Raw genomic sequence first — 22,366 nt, forward strand, 5'->3', positions numbered from 1 at the left:
TAAGAATATACTTAGCTTTCGCTTTTTTCTTTCTGATCTTCAAGTGGCTCCAGCAAATCAATGCTATCAGGAGCCTCAGCCGCTTCGCCCGAACCCAAGAGCACGCCAATCCAATGGGTGTCCTCATTACTTTCCAATGCGATTTTAACCGTCATGGTTAACGGTACCGATAACAACATACCGACCGGGCCAAGTACCCAGCCCCAAAATACCAATGAAAGAAATACTACTAAGGCGGACAAGTTCAAGCCTCGTCCCATTACACGCGGCTCAATACCATTGCCAACCACGGTATTAACCACCAGATAGCCAGCACCAGTGAGCAATGCGCTAACAGGCCCTAGCTGCACCAAAGCCAATAAGACAGCCGGAATTGCAGCCAAAATGGAGCCCAAGCTTGGTACGAAATTAAGCAAAAACGCCAACAAGGACCACATCACAGGGTAATCAACACCCAAGATCAGCAACCAAACAAAAACCAACACCGCCGTAAGCAGGCTGATCCACATTTTAATGGCCATATAGTGGTTGACTGATTCGGTGAATCTCGCAATTGCGCCCACACCAAAATTCTTCTTGGCGGATTTAAGCTTTTCTGAAAAGCCGACCTCTTCAGCCATGATAAAAATCACAGTTAATAGAATTAAAAAGGCTTCGGTCATCAAGCTTCCGAATGAAGCTAAGGTATTCCCCGCTATGCGCAATGCCGCACCTGGATCTATATTCTCCGCTAATACGCTGGTTTCTAAATCGAGGCCATAGCCCTGCAACTTAGCAATCAAGCCTTGGAACATGCTGGTCAAGCGCTCTTGGTAAACTGGAATGTCTTGACGGAATTCAGCTACTGAACTCCCCACCACAGCACTGATAGCCCCACCAATAGCAATGATCAAAAAGATAATAGAAACAATGGCCAAACCATTGGGCAAGCCTCGTTTTTTCAACCACAACAAGAGCGGCGAGCAAACTACCGCAATAAATAATGACAACAGGAAAGGAACTAATATCGCTTCTGCTGCTCGCATGCCTGCCACTACAATGACAAAAGCCGCTGAGACTAGGATAAAGCGGGACACCCCGGAAAATTCACCCGGAGCTGGATTGTGAGTTTGCATTAATGCCTTCCTTATTTAATTTTTGAGCGCTCTGTACGCAGCCCTTCTAAAAGCTCAGCCACGGCTTGGATACCTGCCTCAGTCAATAAGTGCCCGCTGCGGGTTTGCCCAAGATAATGCTGCTCTTCTATTTCAACACATCGCAGCCGAATATGCTCTAAATCGGGGTTATGGCGAATGGGCACAGAGGTAAATACCGACCAGTCATTCTCAGTCGCTTGAGCATTTACCACCAGTTGTAAAAAACTTTCCACCGCCAGCGGATCTAAGCGATAGTGGGGAGTTTTCACTAAGCTCAGTACGGTAATCACCATAGCTAACAGTATTGCTGTTAGTACAATTAAGAGCAAAAGGTCCATAAGCCCCCCAATCAATAGCCGCTAGATTTCCAATGTATCGTTGCGAAGAAATCCCTTCATCAACCGCTATATGAAAGCAAATAATGGGCCCGAAGCTCAGGCTGCCCTTAAAAACTCATTGTAGCTATGCACCATCAAATATCATCCGCAGTGCCAATATTAGCGTAATTGAGATCATCATTGGCTTAATCAACTTGCTGCCCTTACTGATAACCAAATTAGATCCCAATCGCGCCCCGGCGAACTGGGCTACAGCCATGATAATGGCCAGCCCCCATAACATCTGACCAGCAAAAACAAAGACTATCATAGAGGTAAAGTTGACTGTGAGCACCAAGGGCTTGGTGTGCGCCGTCGCCTTGCGCATATTAAAACCACGTAAGCTGGCCAGTGCCACCGCAAAAAAGGAGCCAATACCCGGGCCAAACAATCCACCATAGAAGCCAATGCCATTGATGCACAAAGCGTCAAATACAGGTTTCTTCAACTTAGCTGGGCGGTCTTCATCATTCAAACTGGGGCTCATCAGCATATATAGCACCAGCGCAATCAATAGATAAGGAATAAACTGGGATAACAGCTGAGTCGGAATAAATTGCACCAGTACCGAGCCTACAATGGCTGCTATAAAGGCACATAGCAAACTAGTTTTGAGACCTTCGCCCTCAATATGCCCTTTACGAAAGAAGTTGATCGTCGAAGATAAGGTACCAAATACGCTTTGAAATTTATTGGTGGCTAAGGCGTTTAGAGGAGGAACGCCCAGCCACAGCAAAGCAGGCAGCACAATCATGCCACCACCACCGGCGATAGCACTTACAAAGCCTGCTAGAAAAGCCAAAGCCGCTAGCAATACCGTCGTCCAAAGTGGTAAATCCAATAGCCAATCCACAATTACAACAAACCTCTTAGTGTTGTTATTACGCATTCATTTAGCGCAATTTTTAGCCGCCAAGTAAGTTACTTGACTAATCCTTTGTTCATCCCTGCCGATAATAGGTGTATCGCCCCTAAATTTCAGCCCCTGCAAGTGAAATGCATAGCTAAAGTGAGCCTGAAAAACCGAGAGCTCTCCGCTTAAGAGCGACATAGCAGGCCTTTACAAACGCTAGCGAGGCGATCAGAACCGGCGAAAAGCAGAGTTCATACAAATTATTAAGTACTTTGAGCGTGTTTTAACGAAGCGACGGCTACGAAAGTCAATTTTCAAAAGCCTGCTAGGAGCAGCTCTTCACTGTGTTATGAGGATTCACTATGGAATTAAGCCAACTGATCAATAATGCAACAGATCTTCCAAAGATCCCGGAAGTTGTGCAGAAGTTACTCGACAGTTTTAACAGCGCAGAATCAGATGCGGATTCTATCGCCAAACAGCTCAGCCAGGATCAAACTTTGACAGCCAAAGTGCTGCGCATGGCAAACTCTTCCCACTTTGGCGGTGCCCGTAAAATCGGCAGTGTAAACGATGCTGTAGTTTTCTTAGGTTTGAACAGTTTGCGAACTTTGGTTTTAGCTTCCGGTATTACCTCATCGTTCAAAGCGCCAGAGCATATCGATATCAAACAGTTTTGGCGCAACAGCTTTGCCATGGCCGGCGCCTGTCGCTGGGTGTGCAATTACAGCAAGCGAGAGCTGGATAAGGAATTGGCCTTTACCTGCGGAATGATGCACAACGTTGGAACTATTTTGATCAGTATTCTTTGCCCAGAAGATGCTTTGGAGATTCATCAATTAGTGGAGCAAGGTGCTAATCGTGAAGATCTTGAACAAAACCGCCTAGGTTTTACTAATGTTGAAGCCGGAGCGGAACTAGCCGAGCGATGGCGCTTCCCCCCAGCCATGGGTGAAGCATTACGTTACCAACAAAACCCTGCAGCCTCGGATGCCGAATACGCTGCCATTTTATACCTGGCCCATTACATTGTGGCCATGAATGCATCAGATGATAAAGAAAGCATGATGGCCAACTTCCCCAGTGCCATTGCAGAAAGTATCGATGTCGACTTAGTGTCAATGCTTGATGAAATTGACCTCGCTTTCGACGAGAGTTTTGACGATCTATTCGCCTAAGCTTAATTGAGTTTCCATGACATGCAGTCATTGCCCCCTTTTTAGGGGGCTTCTTTTAATACCCACTACAACTCAAAAATCTTTCCTGGATTAAGAATATTTTTGGGGTCAAAACTACTTTTAATACTCTTCATTAACTCTATTTCAATGGGGCTGCGACTGATATCTAAATAAGCCCGCTTTTCCAAACCAATTCCATGCTCTGCGGATACCACTCCCGATCTAGAACGCAAAGGCAAATACACAATATCATTTACTTGGGAGCGAACTTCTTCGTAAAGCCCTGCGGCGCGAATTACGAAATGTAAATTACCGTCCCCTAAATGCCCGAAGGTAATACAACAACTATCAGCTGGCCAAGCTTCCTGCACACCTTTGTGTACCTCTGCCACATAGGACTCCATATGCTTTAAGGGCACACTGACATCAAAAACAAAATAAGGAAATAGCTCCATTAACGCTTCAACATCATCACGGATGGCCCATAGCGCCTCAGCTTCATTCTGTGATTTGGCTAAGACAGCACCGGCAATCAATCCCTGTTCGAAGAGAGCCTCTAGGGCACTGGCAAATCGCTGATTGTCAGCTTCTTGATCGGCCCCCAGAGATTCTATCAATACAAAAAATGGATATTGTTCTGAGAAGGGATAGCGATGGCGCTGGCCTGCTTGGCAAACCGCTTCATAGTAGTTTTGCCACATCACTTCAAAGGCGCTCATGCCACCACCTAAAAGCTTGTCAGCCTGCCCTAACAAGGCGGTTAAACTCGCAAAATCACTAACCGCCACCATGGCTGTATTTTCGCTAATCGGGGCGGGCTGCAAGCGCAACACGGCGCGAGTGATCACCCCCAAAGTACCTTCAGAGCCAACAAATAAATGTTTCAGATCGTAGCCAGTGTTATTTTTTATCACCGAGTTCATGGAACTGATAACACGGCCATCAGCCAGCACCACCTCAAGCCCCAAAACCATGTCACGACTCATACCGTAGCGTATTACTCGATTGCCACCGGCATTAGTAGCAAGGTTACCGCCAATGGTAGCACTGCCGCGGGCACCTAAATCTAGAGGAAAAAACAAATCTTGTTCGGCGGCCGCCTCTTGCAAGCTTTGCAACACCACGCCGGCCTGTACCGTTGCAGTTCTAGAAAGCGCATCAATCTCTTCAATCTGATTCATCCGCTCTAAGGACAATAAAATATCCTCACTGGTACTCACACAGCCACCCACTAGACCACTGCCACCACCGCGGCTTACGACTACTTGGCCAAGCTCATGGCAAAGCGCCAAAGCCTTAGAGAGCTCAGTGGTGCTTTGTGGGCGAATAATCGCCTTGGGAATCAAAAAGACACAAGCGGGGTGCTCCCTTAAGCTGTCGCCATAGATTAGCGACTGTGGCTCAAGGCATTGCTTCAAGCGTTCAATGATATCCATTAGCACCCCACTTACATTTTAGAGAATGTGAGCAGTTTAAAGCTTAGCAAGCTCTTAAAGAATGACCTCGATTAAACGGGGGCCAGATTCCGCCACCGCTTCTTTAAATTGCGCTTCAAATTCTTCTACATTGGTAGCTCGACTTGCCTTAACCCCTTGCCCTTCAGCTATTTTTACCCAATCAAGATTTGGATTGGATAGATCTAACATAGACTTGGCACGCTCCCCGGGATTCTCTACCCCTACTCGCATTAATTCCAAGTTCAAAATGGCATAACTGGAGTTATTGTAAATAACCGTTACCACATCGAGTCGCTCTCGAGCCATGGTCCATAGCGCTTGATTGGTATACATGGCCGCACCATCGGCTTGTAAATTGATCACCTTACGATCTGGGCAAGCGACGGCCGCACCAACAGCGACAGGTAGACCCTGACCGATAGCACCGCCGGTAAGGGTTAACCAATCATGCTTTGCAGCGCCCTCATACATACCATAGGAGAAAATACCCGAAGTATTGGCCTCATCAGAAACTATGGCGTTTTCAGGAAGATAATTAGCGATCACCGCACCAACGGCTTCCGCGGTAAACAGCTCCTCTTTGCTTGGAATCGCCGGTAAAGCTGGATCTTCAGCAAGTTCTAGCTCCGGCGCTTCCAATAACGCTACTAAACGCTGCAGAGCATCAATTTGATCATCTTGGGCACTGCCCAAATCTTGAATTTGGCAACCGGCTGGGGTGAGCACACTGGGCTTTTCAGGGTAGGCAAAGAAAGATACCGGTGCCTTAGTGCCCAATACCACCATATGTTTGAAATCCTTCAGCACATCGGCGGCAAATTCACCTAGATATGGCAAACGATCTACCGTAGGACGACCACGACCACGCTGGATACGCGCTGGGAAGACCTCGCAGATCACTTTTGCGCCGGTTGCCTGCTCAATGCGCTTTGCCAGCACAATACCTTCTTCACGCAAAGCTCGGCCTCCTAAGAATAAACAACACTGCTCACCTTCTTTTAGGGCCTTTGCAGCCGCGGTTAGATCCTCATCACTTACCTTTGGCCAGGCCGCTGGCTCAATCGGCTCCACGGCTCCCTCAGACTCTGTCCAGGCATAGTTGGCCGGTACAATCAGGTTGGCGATGCGTCCAGCGTAAGAGGCCGCTACAGCCTCGGCACCGTCTTTTGCCATTGCAACAGCACTCTGACTGGTGCGCACCCAATTGGTGTGAAGAGCCGCGTGCCCTTCAATATCCGAAGTCAGCGGAGCATCAAGCGGGATATGATCAACCGCGTGTTCTCCGATAATGTTAACGATCGGGGAAAATGCACGCTTGGCATTGTGTAAATTCGCCATACCGTTTGAATAACCAGAACCCAAGTGCAATAAGGTCGCCGCAGGCTTATCCGCCATGCGACCGTAACCATCGGCTGCGCCTGTCACTACCCCTTCAAATAAGCCCAAGATAGGCCGCATACCCGGAATTTTGTCAATTGCGGCAACCAGCTGCATTTCAGAGGTACCTGGATTGGCAAAACAAACCTCTACCCCTGCATCTATCATGGTTTTCAACAAAGCTTCAGCGCCATTCATCGACATGAGCGTCTCCCTTAAGATCAAGTTTTAGCTACGACTGCTTGCATCCGGTGATAAGTCTTTAGCAACACAGCCCTAGAGTATTTTAGGCTGGCTAGTTTAGAATAAGCCCTTCTTAGACTCTGTCAGTTAGGCGACAAGTCACCAAGACCACCAGCAAAGATTACATTCATGACTCAGGATTCCCCGGCTACAAGCCATGGTGACAGCCCCCTAAACTGGATTGCACAGCTACCGCAAAATGTAAAAGCCGAGGTTCATTGCGCCATGAAGCCTCGCTTGGTTAAGGCTGGCGAAGCCATATACCGTTTTGGCGAAGAGGCCGATGCTACCTATCAAGTCATTAGTGGCAGTATTCAATCCAGTAATGTTACCGCCGAAGGCAAAGAAATTTTGCTGCACATTATGCAACCTGGGGAGTGTTTTGGTGAAATCGGGTTGATTGAAGGTTCGCGACGTGCAAATAACACCGAAGCCCGCGAAGATTGCGAACTGGCCGTACTGAATAAAGCGGATTTTAATGAGCTGCGTTTGCGTCATCCAGAAATTAATGAAGCCATTTTACAAATGCAATGTATGCGTTTGCGCATGGTCTTTATGTTTATCGAAGATAGTGCCTTGCGCCCACTTCGACAAAGATTGGCGCGCCGCTTAGTATTAATGGCCACCATGCTAGGCTCGCGTGATGAGCAGCAGATATTTATCAAACAATCCCTGTCACAGGAAGAACTGGGCAAGATGCTAGGTGCCTCTCGTCAATCCATCAACAAAGAATTAAGCCTACTCGAAAAAGAAGGCATCGTTGAGAAAAGCCGCGACGGCATCCGAATCTTAGATCCTGCGGCATTAAACGCTATAACCTGATAAGCTTGCCGCGGCCGTTAAGGCCACTACAAATACAAGCTTATCTCAGCCGGCTAATTTACCTGAACCATAGCAAACAACAATCGTATTATGACCAGCACCGAAAGTTTTTTAATCGATCATCAAGAAAGCAGCTGCCGCTTTATCATACCCAACAGCCAAGCTGTTTTAGAGTATCAGCTATCCGCCGATAAAAGCCGCGTCGACTTTAATCGCACCTTTGTGCCTGCTGATATGCGCGGCAGTGGCGCAGCACAAGCCCTGGTAAGCGCCGGCCTGCGCTGGGCGCGCGAAGAGCAACTGAATATTGAAGCCAGTTGCTGGTATGTCGATAAGTTTTTAAACCGCAAAAATTCTAAACAACAGAAGCCGTGATAAACACTGACGTCATTATTATAGGTGCTGGTGCCGCTGGGCTTATGTGCGCCTGGCAGGCGGCTGCTCGCGGTCTAAAGGTTCACCTACTAGAGCGAGCCAAACGCCCCGGTCGAAAAATCCTTATGTCCGGCGGCGGACGCTGCAACTTTACCAACCTAGAAGTTGAAGCCAAGCACTTTATCTGCAACAACCCACACTTCGTAAAATCGGCACTTAGCCAATACAGCAACTGGGATTTCATTGGCAAAGTGATTGAATATGGCATCCCTTATCATGAAAGAGATTTAGGCAAGCTATTTTGCGATGACAGCGCCAAAGACATTCTCGATCTGCTTCTCAATGAGTGCGAACAAGCAGGTGTTAATTTAATCAATGGCTGCGAGATTATCGAAGTAAAATGGCGTGATGATACAGGCTACATGCTAAGTACTAACAAAGGTGGCTTGCAAAGCCCTCAGCTCGTTATTGCGACTGGTGGCATGTCTATCCCCAGCATGGGGGGCGGTGATTTGGGTTACCAAATCGCCAAGCAATTTGGCCTTGAAATAGTACCTACCCGGGCGGGCTTAGTGCCATTTACCTTTAGTGATTACGCAGGGCAGATTTTTGAATCCCTATCCGGTATCGCACTAGATGTTACCCTTAGCAACGACCGAGCAAGCTTTAGCGAAGCCGTATTGTTTACCCATCGGGGCCTCAGCGGTCCTGCCAGTCTGCAGCTATCAAACTACTGGCATAGCGGTGAAAGCATCGCTATGGATTTATTGCCGAGCCTAGAAGCGGAGCCATTTTTGCTCGCCGAGAAAAGCAAACAGGGCCGAGCTAAATTACGAAATGTACTGCGCGAGCTGCTACCCAAAGCTCTTATCAAACAGCTGGAACTGCAGTGGTGGCCTAAGGAAGCTGAACTGGCCATGGCCGAATTTAGCAATCAACGCATACAAGAGATAGCCAGCAAGCTCAATCATTGGGTATTAAAGCCCTCAGGCACAGAGGGCTATCGCACCGCTGAGGTGACCCTTGGCGGGGTAGATTGCCAACAAATATCTTCAAAGACCATGGAAGCTCAATCACAGCAGGGGCTATATTTCATTGGCGAAGTGCTCGATGTCACCGGCCATTTAGGTGGTTTTAACTTCCAATGGGCCTGGAGCTCGGCCTTTGCTTGCGCAAATGCTCTAAAAAACTCAGAAACAGTAAATTAGGACATGCTTTAGTACGTATACTGGTCTAAGCTTGCGGTCTTTCAAAACCAGTAGCGAGTCGTCTTATGAATCTAGCCATTATCTGCGGCAGCCAGCAGCCCAACTCCCAGAGCTTAAAGGTCGCCAAGTTCCTACAGAATCGCCTTAAAGAGCAGTCATTAAGCCAGCAAAGCTCAATACTGGACTTAGGAGAGCAACCGCTCGCGCTTTGGGATCCCAGTATTTGGAGCGGTGACGAGCAGTGGCAAGCCGTGTTAAAGCCCATCGCCGACCAGCTAAAACAAGCCGATGCTTTTATCATCATTGCTCCTGAGTACCACGGCATGGTGCCTGCGGCTCTTAAGAACTTCTTTTTGATGTGGGGAAATGGCGAGCTAGCCCACAAACCAGCCCTGCTTGTGGCCGTATCAGCCGCCGTTGGTGGCGCCTACCCTATCGCTGAGCTACGCATGAGCAGCTATAAAAATAATCGAATCAGCTATATGCCTGAGCACCTGATTATCCGCAACGTTGGGGCGGTGCTGAACGAAGAGCTGGCCGATGAAGAAGATTCAAAGCTGCGCCAAAGAATCGATTACAGCTTGGCCTTATTGGCTGAATACAGCAAAGCCTACGAAGGCATTCGCGCCAGCGGCATTGTCGACCTAAAAACCTGGCGTAATGGCATGTAAAGACGCAGAGCACATTCGTTATTTAATATTGGCCGGTCATCATGGCTGGCCAAGCACCAGCTTGAAGCCTTCTAAAGCACGATAAAACGCCCTAAAAACACCGCCAAAAACAGCAGCTCCCAAACTCTTAACCCAGCCCCAACCAAGCAAAACGCTTCTTTACCCAGCTTGAACCTACTTTAGTTAGACATCCCTATAATGGAAACCATTGTTAAACGGCTCACAGACGAGCCCAACTAATTTGAGGTCAGTCAGATGCTAGTTACTTCTATTTTGTATCCAGTTGTTTTCGCTCTACTGGGTTTAATTGCTAAGGACGATTTAAGTAAGGCCTAAGCAATACCTGTTTATACCCCCTGCACCCTAGGTGCATTTACTCTGCGACGCTTGAAGCCCCATACTCCCGGGGCTTTTTTTATGCCTCTCGAAAATGAACACCTAAAGCTCCCGGTTTTTTTGAAAAAAAGCTTTCACTCAGAGCACTCAGCGAGTACCAAACTCACCCGCCCGGCGCTAAAGCGCCTTAAAAACACTATCAACTACGAAACCAGATAAAACCTTAACCCAGGCCCAACCAAGCAATACGCTTCTTTACCCAGCTTGAGCCTACTTTAGCTAGACATCCGTATACTAGAAACCGTTGTCGAATGGCTCACAGGTGAGCCCAAACTAATTGAGGTCAGTCAGATGCTTGTTACTTCTATTTTATATCCAGTAGTTTTTACCCTACTGGGTTTGATTGCTAAGGATGATTTGAGTAACTCCTAAGCATTACCTTTTTTATACCCCCTGCACCCTAGGTGCATTTACTCTGCGACGCTTGAAGCCCCACTCCCGGGGCTGTTTTTATTTCCTGTAAATAGATTAACACTTTTCCTATTAACGCCCCCAAACTAAGAGGTTCGCCATTCACAGGCCAGCTTAAACCTTAGTGGCTACCGCGCCTACCCAGCTTGGCTCAGCTAACCTCAAGGTAAGCATTATCAAACTACATACTTTATGCTTATTTAGCTTGCCGAATATTTACCGATGCTATTGGAGTAATTACATTAGTCATATAAGAGCTTGTTAACATGAATGTACTGCGGCCTCCTGTGTGTACTTCAGTTATCACGCAAAGGGAGTACAGCAGGTGGGTTCTTGAGGTTGACACGGCCGTCAGTCTGCACTTTGCTCAACAAGGAATATGAGTAGTATTTAGTGTTAAAGATTCCTCTTAAAACAAACAACCTGCTCTCTAGCTCTATATTGTTAGGGCTGTTGTGCATAACTTTTCTAGCCAGTTCACTCTCTTTCGCTCAAGGGAGCATAGACAACGCCATTCAGTGGCCAATAGAAGGCGGCAATACCCTACGCAGCAAAATACGTTTTTATTCCGATACTGACAATCAATTTCATAGCAGGAATTTGCCTGACGAAAGACTGTTCAAGCCGGCAGAAGAATTCAGACAGGCAGCCACGAATAATGCTATTTGGGTTACTTTTAGCCTCAGAGAGATGGCCGGCCGTGATCATGAGGCATTCCTGATTAACAACGACTCAATGTTTGATGTTATCGATATATATGAGCGTAATGATAACGGCAACTATCAACTAGCTATGAGACTTGGCGATATTGATAGAGATTACTCCATACCAGAATTGTATCAAATCCATATAAAAAGTTATGAAATCAAAGAGTATTTAATAAAGCTGAAACATAGCGGCACATTCAACCTACCAATCAGCCTGTTATCCGATTATGATTTCTACGAAAACATAATCAAAGACACCATAGTAAAGAGTGCCTTCTATGCCACGTTAATAGCACTCATTGCGGTATATTTTATTGTTGTTAGACAACACATTAATCGCAGTGATGTGTATTTTCTTACGTCATCTCTTCTCGCTGGTATGTGTTTTGCGCATATAGACGGGCTATTTCATACCGTATCTGATCGGCACTGGATAAAGCATGGCAACCTGGAGCTGTTTACCTACCCTTACGTAATGTGCTGGGCTCTCTTTGTCAGAACATTCACAAATATTGAGTCGGAATCCCCTCGAAAAATAAATGACAAACTGTGTAGGTTTTTTTTCTACTTCGGCTTATTACTAACCGGAACATACCTATTCGAATTATACAGCGGCCAATTGCCGCACCCCAATCGAATATACATTTTCCCGGTAATAGCGGCGTTTATCTTGCTAATCATTAGTGTTAATTTGCGTTCAATATCCTACCGTACAATCACCATCGTATCCTCTGGAATACCCTGCATTGGTATATGTTTCTACCTGTTTTATAACGATGTTTTTGGCATGAGCCAAGAATATGACAACCATATCGTAGCAAGAGTACTTTATGTGTTAAATCTACTCTTTGCAGTTTATATTCTAAGCAAGCAATCGGTGAAACGCGTACAACAACAGTTACAAAGCGAGCAACGTAAAAGGCTCGACGATATTAAAGTGATTGAAACTGATCAACTCATCAATAACATCGCCTCAAGCCTAAGGACACCACTGAACGGCCTAACAGGCATGATCGACTTAATCCGCAATACTAAGCTGGAGGGCACCCAAAGACATTGCGTGGACATTATCGATCGATCGGGAGCCGAATTAGTTCGGCTAATTGATAACTTTGAAGACTACAATTCGAATAGCAGCCGTTTTACAGAAGAAATTCGCGAGACCTTCAGCTTAGAAGACTGCATTATCAGCAGCTGCCAAAGCTACTCTCAACAAGCCATCAATAAAAACCTAGAGCTTTTGTATGACCCTAAATACGACACTAGCCACAAATTTATAGGGGACCCCATAAAAATAAGGAAGGTTGTATCTAGGCTACTTGAAAATGCCGTCAATTTTAGCAGCAATAGCGACATCAACATTATATCAACCCTTAGCCAGCCCGAAACCAACGGCGAGATTAATGCTGTCGTCTGGGTAGAAAATAGAATCAACACCGATATCGATGATCATATAAACAATATCAATTCATTTTTTAATTCACCCACAGATGCTCAGCGAATGAAAGGATTAGAAATAGCTCAGCAACTTCTACAAAGTATCGATGGTGAACTTAAATACAAGATTATTAACAACCTTGTAAGCATTGGCTTCTCCGTAGGCCTAGAACCCGCCCCCAGAACTCTTAGAGCTACAGAAAGAAGCTTAAGTGATTACCACTGTTTGATAATTGCCCCAAAATCAAAACGTATTGAACTACTTGAAAGTCAGCTTGAACAGTGGAAAATGCGCTCCAGCCACATAAGCAATATAGAAATCATTGATAAAAGCTATTTAGAACGGCATGACTTTGATTGCTGCATAGTAGATATGGATTGCAAGTTTACTTATAACTTTATCAATAATCATTTTATGCGCGAGCTTCATAATTCACTTCCTCCTGCGGTGTTCATTTCCTACACCCTGCGCCAGCCAAATGTTGCATTAGAAAATTTTAGGTGGGATACCAAGTGTTTAGCTAAGCCAATGCATAGAGATAAACTAAAGATGACGCTCAAGAAGCTGGCATTATCCACTCAAAGCCCCGATGACGACTATGTCAGCATCTCAAATACTGCGCCTTCAGCAAGCGGATTTAACTTATCGCTAGATATCAATACGGAGAAAAGCTATCAACACCACCGCGTTATGGTGGCTGAAGACAACGCTGTTAATCGCCAAGTAATGCGCAGCCTTTTAAACAGGCTAAGTATCAACTGTGAATTCAGAAATAATGGTTACGAAGTTACTACGGCCATTTGTGAGATGCAGCGCCCATATACCGTCGTACTGATGGATTGCGACATGCCAGGAATTGACGGTTTTGAGGCCACCAAAAAAATCAGGCAATTTGAGAAACGTCATGCCCTAGAAGCAATACATATAATTGCGGTAACAAGCATAGGAGCAAAAGAACAAGAAGACAAAGCCCGTCAATGTGGTATGACGGGCTTTATTCGAAAGCCTGTTAGCCTAGACATGCTGCGCCTAGAGTTTGATAAACTGAGCAAAAACAAAGGCAATGCTATCACTCAACTTTACGAGTAACATGAATAAACAAGGTAACTAGGCCTGAGCGAGCTTTTTGGGCCATAGAGCCCAAATTATCGTCACAGACATTATCACCTGACTCGACAGTGCCACCCACCATAAGGCGCTATCAAAATACTGTGAAAAATAAACCAAACAAAACCAGCTCAATACCAAACGTAGCGTTTCCCAACGAATATCTTGATTATCGAGCATACTAGTGACCGTAAGTAGAGGAGCACTCATTAATCCCCACAGCAAATATAACTGTAGCAGGCTAAAACTCTCAGCCGACATTGCAAGATACAAAGTCGATAAAGCCGCCAAGGAAATATGCAGGCCGGCATAGAGTTTCATCCATAACGGTGAGCTAGGGTTGTATTTTTGAAAGCTCTCCAAGGGGTATTTTTTTATGGGGTGGGTATGCTCGACATCAAGCGGACGCCAACCGGTTGGCATAAACCAGACCCGAAGCTTATCTTTCCAGCTTTGAGTATTGATAGCGTCCTGTAACATTTGCCACCAGAGCTGAAAATTTGCAAAGAAAGGGTTAAAACTCAACAGTGGGCGCCGAACACCATAGATCGCAGGAACAGTATCAAGCTCTTCTTGAAACGTACCAAAAATCTTGTCCCAAATAATAAAAACCCCACCATGATTCTTATCGATGTACTCAGGGTTTTGAGCATGATGGACACGATGATGGGCAGGCGTAACCATAATTGCCTCTACCCAACCCGGCAAACGTTTGATATGCCGCGTATGCACCCAAAATTGATAAACCAAATTCCAAGCAGCACAGACGACGACTACTTGCCAGGGAATACCGATTAGTAATAACGGTATTGAAAACAACCAACCCATAATATGAGTACTCGGCTGGCGCAAAGCGGTACTCAAGTTGTATTCTTCGCTTTGATGATGCACAACATGTCCCGCCCAAAGAAAGTTAATTTCATGGCTAAAGCGGTGTTTCCAGTAATAGCTGCAATCATAAATGATAAAGGCAAAAACCCAAGTCAAAATCGACTCTTCCGACCACAGCGGAATTAAAGAACCATTTAGGCCAGACATAGCCCAAAGCCCTAATGAAAAAACGATTAGACGATTTGTTTGACTCAACACACCTGTCGCCAAGCTTCCAACGGTATCGTTTAAACGATAATAGCCAGTTCCTTTTCGCCAGTCGTAGATAATTTCTAGCAACATCAATATGATGAACGCCGGTGTTGTATAGCTTAAAATACTCACAGGTAAACTCCCAAAGTTAAGCTAGTGATCGTTATTATTTTTACACTATACTACGATTTGCCAAGAAAATAACTGCAAGAACTGGAGCAAATAATGATCAGCGAACAGCAATCCCTACCATCCGTAGACCTTCAAACCATGACAGAAAATGGCCCTATTGCCCTCAATGGTGATCAACTATTCAAAGGTAAAAAAGTCGTTTTGTTTGCAGTTCCAGGCGCCTTTACGCCCACCTGTTCGGCCGCTCACCTACCTGGCTATGTGGCACTGGCTGAGGAACTAAAGGCCAAAGGTGTTGATGAAATCTATTGCACATCGGTCAATGATGTTTTTGTTATGCATGCTTGGGGGCAGGCGAGCGGCAGCTCTGATGTCACAATGTTAGCCGACGGCAATGGAAAATTTGCCATGTCTTTAGGCCTTGATATGGATGCTCAGGGATTCAATATGGGTACCGTTCGATCGAAACGTTACGCCATGATTGTTGACGATGGTATTGTTACCCATCTTGCTATAGATGCTAAAGGCCTCGATCAAAGTAGCGCTGAAGCCGTTCTTGCCAAGCTATAAGCTAAAACTGCCATAGCTTGCCCAAGGTTTTCTATTCTCAGTTGGCTTCAGTTAAACCACGAGTAAGCTATGACCTACGTCGGCGCATATCGCCGATTACTGTTTGTAGTGCACGGTCGAACAACTGGCCATCATTTAGCACTCTTAACTTTTCATCTTTTATTGACCAAGCCAGCTCATCCAAGTTTAACTCCATAACCTTTTTACCTTGTCGATCGACAAAAACGTAACGCCCTACTGAGGGCAAGATGGCCGCTAGACGACAACGCTGCACCTCTGACTCGTTTTTCCACTGTAACCAAGCGCCCTGGCTTAGCCTTCTAGCTTGACGCATCGCATAATCACTGGGCGCCAAGCTCTCACGCGCGACTTTGTGTTCATCGGCAGAATCTTGCTCAGAGGCAGGGGCTACTTCAGCTTGGCTTTTTAAATTAGGCAGATCTAAAGGTTCAGATTTCGCCGATACGGAGCAGGCTTCGTCCAAGTCTAAGCTTACCTGTTGACGGGGTTTTTGATCCCGTACATGATTTTCAACAGCCTCAAACCAGCCTCGGCTCTGGAAACTATCTAACCCAACATCCGCCAAATCTGCTTCCATTTTTCGAACCAACAAAGTCAGCTCGGCTTCATTATTGCGCTGAGCACTGTCCCGCACTATATTGGCCAGTTGCTCCGCCAGGTCCAACTTTTCACTCCAGGCGACACTTTCGGCCCCCTGCTTTAAATAAACCATTTGTAAAACTCTTGACCATGCCTGCTTTAACAAAGCTTGAGCAACATTGGGTAAGTCTTTACAGGTTTTACCTAAAACTTGTTCAACAGCAGCTTTAGCCTGAGCATTAAGCGCCTCCCCTCTAACTTGATCAACCGTTCTCTGAGCAACCAATTCTGCTCGACGCTGCTCTCGATCAAGAAACTTTTTCAACTGGTGATGCAACTCTGTGAACAGGGTTACATCCTCTACAAATTCATTCTGAACGCGCTGCACGATTAATTCTAACTGCTCTAAAAGAGTATCTTGCTTTCGCTTTTCAGCATCGTCGGATTCTTGCCAACCTAGAGCACAGCGCGCCATTTCATTTAACAACTGCCTTGCAGGGTGACTACCAGCCTGCAAGAAGGCCGCATCAGCTAAAGCGACTTTTAATAAAGGAATTTGCATACGAGAAAGCACCGCTCTCATGGGCGCTGCTAAGTTTGGATCTTCCCATATATATTCAAACAGCATATGGACGAGATTAATAATATTTCGATCCAGTTGAGAAACCTGCCCCTGGCTTTGTATCAAAGCAGATAACTTTTCACTGAGCGCTCGTGCATCTTGCTGGCTTTGTAGAGGTGCATTTACTTGATGTTGGAAGTTTTCAAGCAGTTGGGTAATGTGTTGGCTGCTTAATACGTTTTCCTCAACTTTACTATTCAGGGTTGGGATTAATGCATCTTCGTCCGTAATTAGCTCATGCAATTCACCAAGTGCATGGCCTTGTACCTTGGTATCCGCACGAACACGAGTTCGGCGCGTATTGAGTTTTGCGCGTCTTTCACGGCTGATTTGTCGTTGCAAATCAGGCAACACCCCTTGTTGGGCCATGCGTTGATTCAGCAAGCTATAGGCATTGGCAAACTGCTGAAGGACGCTGCGCTCAAAGATTTTTAATAACAGGATTTTAATTTTTATTGCGACAGCTAAGCCATCTAACTGTGCCGCGAAACAAGTTACTAGCTTGTGAGCATCACAAGGGAGTCGCTCAATATGATCCTCACCTTGCCGCCCCAGCAAATAAAAACAGCGGCGCCATAGGTGATCTAAGCTTTGCTGATGTTGCTGTTTATGGGCGCTCACCATAGCCTTAACAGCAACCTCTTCTTCCAAGTCATCCTCAGATACCAAAGCAACATCATCGGCGAACAAGTCATGATCGCCATAGATATCAATGGCCGCTACATTGCTAGCACTTGTGTTTTGTAACTCGACAAAGGCTTTACGCAGGGCCTCAAACATTGATTGAGCCAGGTTTGCCTTAGCCATACGCAATGTGCGCATAGCTTCAAAAAAGCTGTTCTGTTCAAGATTACTGCCCGCCAACTCAGCACGCTCAAACAGGGCATCGTCGGCTTGGTTAAAGAACTGGCTCATGCCTTGTTGCAAAACCTTAGAAAGCAACAGGTGCACAGCCTGTAGCCCTCTAGGCAACTGTTCAACGGGTTTGTGAACCGGTTCTTTTAAGGCAGCATCACGCAACTTGGAGTTATCCACGCTGGGCTTATTGGCCTTAAGCGGTATCACATTGTCTTTGCTGTTAACCATAAATTACTGAGCCTGGTAAGCAGAGTCCCTAGGTGAGCATAATTTGTCCAACAAAATTTGATATTGTTGGACATGGAATTCCGGCCTCCTATGCCGCCATTCCTCTAAGATAATAGTATTAAATATTCACAAATGGGCATAAAAACGACGTACTGTTAGAATGTTTGATAATAATTTGACTTGAAGCACACTCTCGCGGCTATAAGCTGGCACCCAGTTTACCGGGTATCACTTAAATCAACCGGCGAGCGAAAACCATTTAAAGGCAGCAGTATGGCAACGCAAGAAACCCCTCCTGATCCGGGCACCGACAAAATGGGCCGAGGCATGATGTATTTAGCTTGGTTGTGCTTTCTAGTATTGCTGAGCTTTGGTTTTAATAGTTGGCTGGAAAATCGCCAAGAACAGCGCTATCAGCCTTTAAGTCAAAGAGAAGGGCAGCTGATCCTAGTTGAGCTAAATGCGAATAGACAGGGACATTACCTTAGCCAAGGTAAGGTTAATGGCAAGGATGTTCGCTTTTTATTGGATACCGGAGCTACTTTAGTTGCCGTACCTGAAGCACTTGCCCGCAAACTGGGCATGCCAAAAGGCCAAGCAGGGTATGCGCAAACCGCCAACGGCCGATCTCGAGTTTATATGAGTCGTATAGATACGCTAGAACTGGGTGATATTCGACTAGAAAACGTCGCGGCTAGCATATCCACAGGAATGAAAGGCAATGAGATACTGCTGGGTATGAGCGCCCTCGGGCAATTGGAGTTTAGCCAACAAGGCCGAACGCTGAGCCTACGCCAACTTCACCCCCCCAATTAAGACTTACAACAGCTATGGTATAATATTTGGCTTTGTAACTTACAGAAGAGACAAGCAATGGAGCTGAGCTCGCTCACAGAAGAAATCAGCAGCAATGTACGTGCTGCATTGCAAGAAGACATTGGTGATGGCGACATCACCGCCGCTTTGATTCCCGCCAATCAACAAGCGACCGCCAAGGTGATTACGAGAGAAGATTGCGTGATCTGTGGTACCGCCTGGGTGAATGAGGTTTTTCGCCAACTGGATCCGAGTGTGGAGCTTGAGTGGCATGTACAAGATGGCGATAAAGTGAGCGCCGACAGCCTGTTATACACCCTCAGAGGCTCAGCTCGCAGTTTGCTAAGCGGGGAACGTGCAGCACTTAACTTCTTGCAGCTACTTTCTGGCACCGCCAGCAGCTGCCTAAGTTATGCACAACTGGTGGAGCATACGCAAGTCCGTATTTTGGATACCCGCAAGACCATTCCCGGCTTACGCATGGCACAAAAATACGCCGTCAGCCAAGGTGGCTGCCATAACCATCGCATTGGTTTATTTGACGCTTACCTAATTAAAGAAAACCATATTGCCGCCTGCGGCGGTATTGCACAGGCTATTAGTCAAGCCAAAATTAATCAGCCCGGTAAACCCGTCGAGGTGGAGGTGGAATCAATCGCCGAAATGATGCAGGCCTTAGAGGCCCGGGCCGACATCATCATGCTTGATAATTTTGACAACGACACGCTGCGAGAGGCTGTAAGCATTAATGGCAGCCACGCACACAAAGCCAAGCTAGAAGCTTCTGGTAACGTTAATCAAAACACTTTAGTGGGAATCGCCGAGACAGGTGTCGACTTTATCTCCATCGGAGCTTTGACCAAAGATTGTAAAGCCGTAGATTTATCAATGCGCCTGACGATGTCAGAGTAAACCAAGAAAAGGGCCTAAACTCAGGCCCTTTTGCTGCGCTCAGTTTTACAAACTGAAGCGGCCTACCAATTCATTTAATCTGCTTACCGATTGACTCAAATCACCGGCCGTCTTTTTGGCTTCTGTAGAACCATGCTGAACCGCTGCCCCCAAAACTGAAAACTCTTCTACTTGGCTTTGAATACAGCGCGCATTGTTACTGGCACCACTATTCAACTCGGCTACTGTACGACTGGACTGACTCAGATCCAAAATGGTCTCTTGAATTTGATTTAAAGTCGCCACTGTAGCCTGCGCCATCTGGGCTGACTGCTCAGCTTGATCACTGTTGCTTTCCATAGAAGCAACCACAGTAGTGATGGCGTTCACTAAAGACGTTAACATGCTATTGATTTCTTCGGTTGACTGCTGAGTACGATTGGCCAAGGTACGAACTTCATCGGCAACCACAGCAAAGCCTCTGCCCGACTCCCCTGCCCTAGCGGCCTCAATGGCAGCATTCAATGCCAGCAAGTTAGTTTGCTCTGCAATTTCCGCAATGGTGCCAACGACACTGGAAACTTGATCACCGGTTTTGCGCAGTTCACCGAGCTGTTGTGAGGAGGCTTCAATATTTTGAGCCAACTCCACCACGCTGCCTGCTGTCGCGCGCACTTGCGTTGCTCCGCCCTCAACAACCTCCGCGCCCTTTTGTGCGGATTTATAACTTTCTTCAGAGCGCTGCAAGCCTTCTTCAACCGAAGATCGAAGGTCTTTCATACGCAGATTTAGCTGTTCAATTTCACCATTGAGCTGTACAACTTGTTTATCTGTATCGCCGGAATGCCCCTGCATATCTTCCGAGGCTGAAGCAACACCGTGACTGACTTTTTGCACATCAGTGAGGGCCGCTTTAACACTATTCAATAAATTGTTGACACTGGAGGATGCTCGACTAATTTCCTCTGAGCCGCCCACTACCAGCCGCTCACGAAGATTCAACTCTTCGGCAACTACGGTTAGCCTGTCCGCCAAATTAGATATCGGCTTGGAAATTGTCTGGCGACTTAGCCAAAATGCTCCGATCGCCACAACCGTTATAGACAATAACATAATGGTCACCAAGCTCGTGATCTCAGCAACATCCGCTCGGATCATCGCTGCACTGTCCTTCGCTTCGCGCTCCAGTGAGAGCTTAATCTCATGTAGATCCTTATGGGAGAGATCAATTTCTTTTTGAAGTTCAGACAGCGTAATACGAGCTGAATCCCAATCAACCTCATCACCCGACATATTACTTAATAAGACTTCAGACTTGGATCGCATACGAGCCACCCCCTGGGAAAGCTCGCCTTTCTCTGCAGCCAGCGCTTTGACCTGCAAAGCGTTATTGATGAGCCCAAAGCCTTTTGAAGTAAGCCGCTGATACTGCTCGTCATCTATGCTGGTACTATAGAAGGCATAAGACCCAATAAGAATTTTATCCACTTGCTGCCCCAGCTGCTCAATAGCGGATACGGCGGGAAGAGTTTCACCTACGAAATGTTCCGTACGCTGCCCAACATCATCCGCATCTGCAAAAAGAAAAACTGCTGCAATAGCGCTAACAATGAGTACAGCCAAGTAGCCCAGTAAGGCTTTCATACTGATCGAATTCACAATACACTCCTATGAGTAACGTCAGCCTTCCATGGCTACGGGCGTTGACTGCTTCTCCCAAACAACCCTCGCAGGCAGTATCGGCCAGTTGTTGTTTTTCTTAAGAGTCAAAAATGAAAACTAAGAGTAAATTTCAAATGTCTAAAATCAGCATAACGCTACTAAGCTTATTATTATGGAGCGCCAGCTCTGCAGCAATCGACAGCAAAAACATCGCCATCGTGATTCATGGTGGTGCAGGCAATATCAAAGCAGCTCAACTTAGCAGCGAACAAGAACGTGCTTATAAATTGAAACTAGAGCAAGCACGCAACGAGGCTTACGCAACTCTTGCCAACGGTGGAACTAGCTTAGATGCGGTAGTAAAGGCAATCACCATCTTAGAAGATTCCCCACTGTTTAATGCCGGCAAAGGAGCTGTTTACAACTTTGAGGGGCGACATGATCTCGACGCCTCCATCATGGAGGGTAAGAAGCTACAAGCTGGCGCCGTTGCCGGAGTGCAAACGGTTAAAAACCCCATTGTTCTTGCGCGGGCAGTTATGGAGAAATCTGATCATGTATTTTTGGCCGGTCAAGGCGCCGAAGCATTCGCAGAACAACAGCAGCTTAGTTTAGTCGATAACACTTACTTTAATACTGAGAAGCGTTTTAAGTCTTTGCAAAAGGCTAAACAATCTTTACTAAAAACTAGCTGGAATCAAACAGACAAGGATCTAGAAATTGATTATAAAATGGGTACAGTGGGCGCCGTCGCACTGGATCAGTATGGCAATATTGCGGCCGGCACCTCAACAGGGGGGCGCACAGCCAAACGCTATGGCCGCATCGGCGACTCACCCGTTATCGGTGCTGGAACTTGGGCAGACAATCGCAGTTGCGGCGTCTCAGCCACTGGGCATGGTGAGTTTTTTATCCGATTCAATGTCGCTGCCGACATCTGTGCGCGAGTGAAATATCAAAATTTGAGCATTCAGGCCGCCGCGGATCAACTTATTCAACAAGAGCTAGCCAACATCAAAGGCTCAGGAGGGGTAATCGTTCTGGATCGGCAAGGCAATATAGCCTACTCCTTCAACACCAAAGGCATGTACAGAGCCTTTAAGAATAACCGAGAAGAGCACGTTGCTATCTATTAAAGCTAATTGACC

Annotated in this window: 18 protein-coding genes; 10 read left to right on the top strand and 8 right to left on the bottom strand. The window is 46.4% G+C overall.

Annotation, left to right across the window (positions count from 1 at the left end; genetic code table 11):
- Positions 1-11: 11 nt before the first annotated feature.
- From Q1A41_RS07205 to Q1A41_RS07215, 3 genes are all read right to left on the bottom strand, one after another.
- Positions 12-1,115, bottom strand: a complete 1,104-nt coding sequence (locus Q1A41_RS07205) for an AI-2E family transporter (protein ID WP_299976421.1) — start codon at positions 1,113-1,115, stop codon at positions 12-14.
- A gap of 11 nt (positions 1,116-1,126) precedes the next feature.
- Entirely contained in the window at positions 1,127-1,474 is a 348-nt protein-coding gene (locus tag Q1A41_RS07210; RefSeq protein ID WP_299976423.1) for a hypothetical protein, read from the bottom strand.
- A 124-nt stretch (positions 1,475-1,598) separates the two neighbouring features.
- The gene (locus Q1A41_RS07215; protein ID WP_299976425.1) at positions 1,599-2,402 is read right to left on the bottom strand and encodes a TSUP family transporter; all 804 of its coding nucleotides are present in this window, start codon (positions 2,400-2,402) and stop codon (positions 1,599-1,601) included.
- A 326-nt stretch (positions 2,403-2,728) separates the two neighbouring features.
- On the opposite strand from Q1A41_RS07215, the gene Q1A41_RS07220 reads away from it, so the two are divergent.
- Positions 2,729-3,544: an HDOD domain-containing protein gene (locus Q1A41_RS07220; RefSeq protein WP_299976427.1), complete on the top strand. Its 816-nt coding sequence runs from the start codon at positions 2,729-2,731 to the stop codon at positions 3,542-3,544.
- A 65-nt stretch (positions 3,545-3,609) separates the two neighbouring features.
- On the opposite strand, the gene Q1A41_RS07225 is transcribed toward Q1A41_RS07220, so the two are convergent.
- Positions 3,610-4,980 (bottom strand): FAD-binding oxidoreductase, encoded by a 1,371-nt coding sequence (locus tag Q1A41_RS07225; RefSeq protein WP_299976431.1) that lies wholly within the window; start codon positions 4,978-4,980, stop codon positions 3,610-3,612.
- A gap of 54 nt (positions 4,981-5,034) precedes the next feature.
- The gene (locus Q1A41_RS07230; protein ID WP_299976433.1) at positions 5,035-6,582 is read right to left on the bottom strand and encodes an acetolactate synthase large subunit; all 1,548 of its coding nucleotides are present in this window, start codon (positions 6,580-6,582) and stop codon (positions 5,035-5,037) included.
- A gap of 168 nt (positions 6,583-6,750) precedes the next feature.
- On the opposite strand from Q1A41_RS07230, the gene Q1A41_RS07235 reads away from it, so the two are divergent.
- The 5 genes from Q1A41_RS07235 (at position 6,751) to Q1A41_RS07255 (ending at position 13,738) form a co-directional block, all read left to right on the top strand.
- A complete protein-coding gene (locus tag Q1A41_RS07235) occupies positions 6,751-7,443 on the top strand; it encodes a Crp/Fnr family transcriptional regulator (RefSeq protein WP_299976436.1) in 693 nt (230 codons plus the stop codon).
- Between the two features lie 90 nt (positions 7,444-7,533).
- Positions 7,534-7,818, top strand: coding sequence for a GNAT family N-acetyltransferase (locus tag Q1A41_RS07240; RefSeq protein ID WP_299976438.1), 285 nt, complete (start codon positions 7,534-7,536; stop codon positions 7,816-7,818).
- Entirely contained in the window at positions 7,815-9,026 is a 1,212-nt protein-coding gene (locus Q1A41_RS07245) for an NAD(P)/FAD-dependent oxidoreductase (protein ID WP_363322345.1), read from the top strand. Before Q1A41_RS07240 ends, Q1A41_RS07245 begins: the two co-directional genes overlap by 4 nt.
- Positions 9,027-9,091: 65 nt before the next feature.
- Entirely contained in the window at positions 9,092-9,697 is a 606-nt protein-coding gene (locus Q1A41_RS07250; RefSeq protein ID WP_299976444.1) for an NAD(P)H-dependent oxidoreductase, read from the top strand.
- A gap of 1,200 nt (positions 9,698-10,897) precedes the next feature.
- Positions 10,898-13,738 (top strand): response regulator, encoded by a 2,841-nt coding sequence (locus Q1A41_RS07255; RefSeq protein WP_299976447.1) that lies wholly within the window; start codon positions 10,898-10,900, stop codon positions 13,736-13,738.
- A gap of 18 nt (positions 13,739-13,756) precedes the next feature.
- On the opposite strand, the gene Q1A41_RS07260 is transcribed toward Q1A41_RS07255, so the two are convergent.
- Entirely contained in the window at positions 13,757-14,971 is a 1,215-nt protein-coding gene (locus Q1A41_RS07260; RefSeq protein WP_299976450.1) for a sterol desaturase family protein, read from the bottom strand.
- Positions 14,972-15,064: 93 nt separating this feature from the next.
- Between Q1A41_RS07260 and Q1A41_RS07265 the strand changes: the two genes are divergently transcribed.
- Positions 15,065-15,541: a peroxiredoxin gene (locus Q1A41_RS07265; RefSeq protein ID WP_299976453.1), complete on the top strand. Its 477-nt coding sequence runs from the start codon at positions 15,065-15,067 to the stop codon at positions 15,539-15,541.
- 67 nt (positions 15,542-15,608) lie between these two features.
- Here Q1A41_RS07265 and Q1A41_RS07270 read toward each other — a convergent pair whose 3' ends face one another.
- A complete protein-coding gene (locus tag Q1A41_RS07270; RefSeq protein ID WP_299976455.1) occupies positions 15,609-17,849 on the bottom strand; it encodes a DUF1631 family protein in 2,241 nt (746 codons plus the stop codon).
- A gap of 273 nt (positions 17,850-18,122) precedes the next feature.
- Between Q1A41_RS07270 and Q1A41_RS07275 the strand changes: the two genes are divergently transcribed.
- Positions 18,123-18,665 carry a TIGR02281 family clan AA aspartic protease gene (locus tag Q1A41_RS07275; protein WP_299976458.1) on the top strand — a complete coding sequence of 181 codons (543 nt, stop codon included), beginning with the start codon at positions 18,123-18,125 and terminating at the stop codon, positions 18,663-18,665.
- A 57-nt stretch (positions 18,666-18,722) separates the two neighbouring features.
- The gene (nadC, locus tag Q1A41_RS07280) at positions 18,723-19,577 is read left to right on the top strand and encodes a carboxylating nicotinate-nucleotide diphosphorylase (protein ID WP_299976461.1); all 855 of its coding nucleotides are present in this window, start codon (positions 18,723-18,725) and stop codon (positions 19,575-19,577) included.
- Between the two features lie 45 nt (positions 19,578-19,622).
- On the opposite strand, the gene Q1A41_RS07285 is transcribed toward nadC, so the two are convergent.
- Positions 19,623-21,215 (bottom strand): methyl-accepting chemotaxis protein, encoded by a 1,593-nt coding sequence (locus tag Q1A41_RS07285; protein WP_299976464.1) that lies wholly within the window; start codon positions 21,213-21,215, stop codon positions 19,623-19,625.
- Positions 21,216-21,328: 113 nt separating this feature from the next.
- Here Q1A41_RS07285 and Q1A41_RS07290 point away from each other — a divergent pair, with 113 nt between their 5' ends.
- Positions 21,329-22,354 (top strand): isoaspartyl peptidase/L-asparaginase, encoded by a 1,026-nt coding sequence (locus tag Q1A41_RS07290; protein WP_299976467.1) that lies wholly within the window; start codon positions 21,329-21,331, stop codon positions 22,352-22,354.
- Positions 22,355-22,366: the final 12 nt, after the last annotated feature.

Origin of the sequence: uncultured Pseudoteredinibacter sp. (assembly GCF_947502065.1) — a bacterium.
Taxonomy (GTDB): Bacteria; Pseudomonadota; Gammaproteobacteria; order Pseudomonadales; family Cellvibrionaceae; genus Pseudoteredinibacter.

Excerpts from the sequence above, each read along its gene's own strand:
- Q1A41_RS07265 (WP_299976453.1), top strand. The coding sequence starts at position 15,065 with ATGATCAGCGAACAGCAATCCCTACCATCCGTAGACCTTCAAACCATG.
- Q1A41_RS07250 (WP_299976444.1), top strand. The coding sequence starts at position 9,092 with ATGAATCTAGCCATTATCTGCGGCAGCCAGCAGCCCAACTCCCAGAGC.
- Q1A41_RS07225 (WP_299976431.1), bottom strand. The coding sequence starts at position 4,980 with ATGGATATCATTGAACGCTTGAAGCAATGCCTTGAGCCACAGTCGCTA.
- Q1A41_RS07215 (WP_299976425.1), bottom strand. The coding sequence starts at position 2,402 with ATGCGTAATAACAACACTAAGAGGTTTGTTGTAATTGTGGATTGGCTA.
- Q1A41_RS07235 (WP_299976436.1), top strand. The coding sequence starts at position 6,751 with ATGACTCAGGATTCCCCGGCTACAAGCCATGGTGACAGCCCCCTAAAC.
- Q1A41_RS07290 (WP_299976467.1), top strand. The coding sequence starts at position 21,329 with ATGAAAACTAAGAGTAAATTTCAAATGTCTAAAATCAGCATAACGCTA.
- Q1A41_RS07270 (WP_299976455.1), bottom strand. The coding sequence starts at position 17,849 with ATGGTTAACAGCAAAGACAATGTGATACCGCTTAAGGCCAATAAGCCC.
- Q1A41_RS07210 (WP_299976423.1), bottom strand. The coding sequence starts at position 1,474 with ATGGACCTTTTGCTCTTAATTGTACTAACAGCAATACTGTTAGCTATG.
- nadC (WP_299976461.1), top strand. The coding sequence starts at position 18,723 with ATGGAGCTGAGCTCGCTCACAGAAGAAATCAGCAGCAATGTACGTGCT.
- Q1A41_RS07220 (WP_299976427.1), top strand. The coding sequence starts at position 2,729 with ATGGAATTAAGCCAACTGATCAATAATGCAACAGATCTTCCAAAGATC.
- Q1A41_RS07240 (WP_299976438.1), top strand. The coding sequence starts at position 7,534 with ATGACCAGCACCGAAAGTTTTTTAATCGATCATCAAGAAAGCAGCTGC.
- Q1A41_RS07205 (WP_299976421.1), bottom strand. The coding sequence starts at position 1,115 with ATGCAAACTCACAATCCAGCTCCGGGTGAATTTTCCGGGGTGTCCCGC.
- Q1A41_RS07275 (WP_299976458.1), top strand. The coding sequence starts at position 18,123 with ATGGCAACGCAAGAAACCCCTCCTGATCCGGGCACCGACAAAATGGGC.
- Q1A41_RS07230 (WP_299976433.1), bottom strand. The coding sequence starts at position 6,582 with ATGTCGATGAATGGCGCTGAAGCTTTGTTGAAAACCATGATAGATGCA.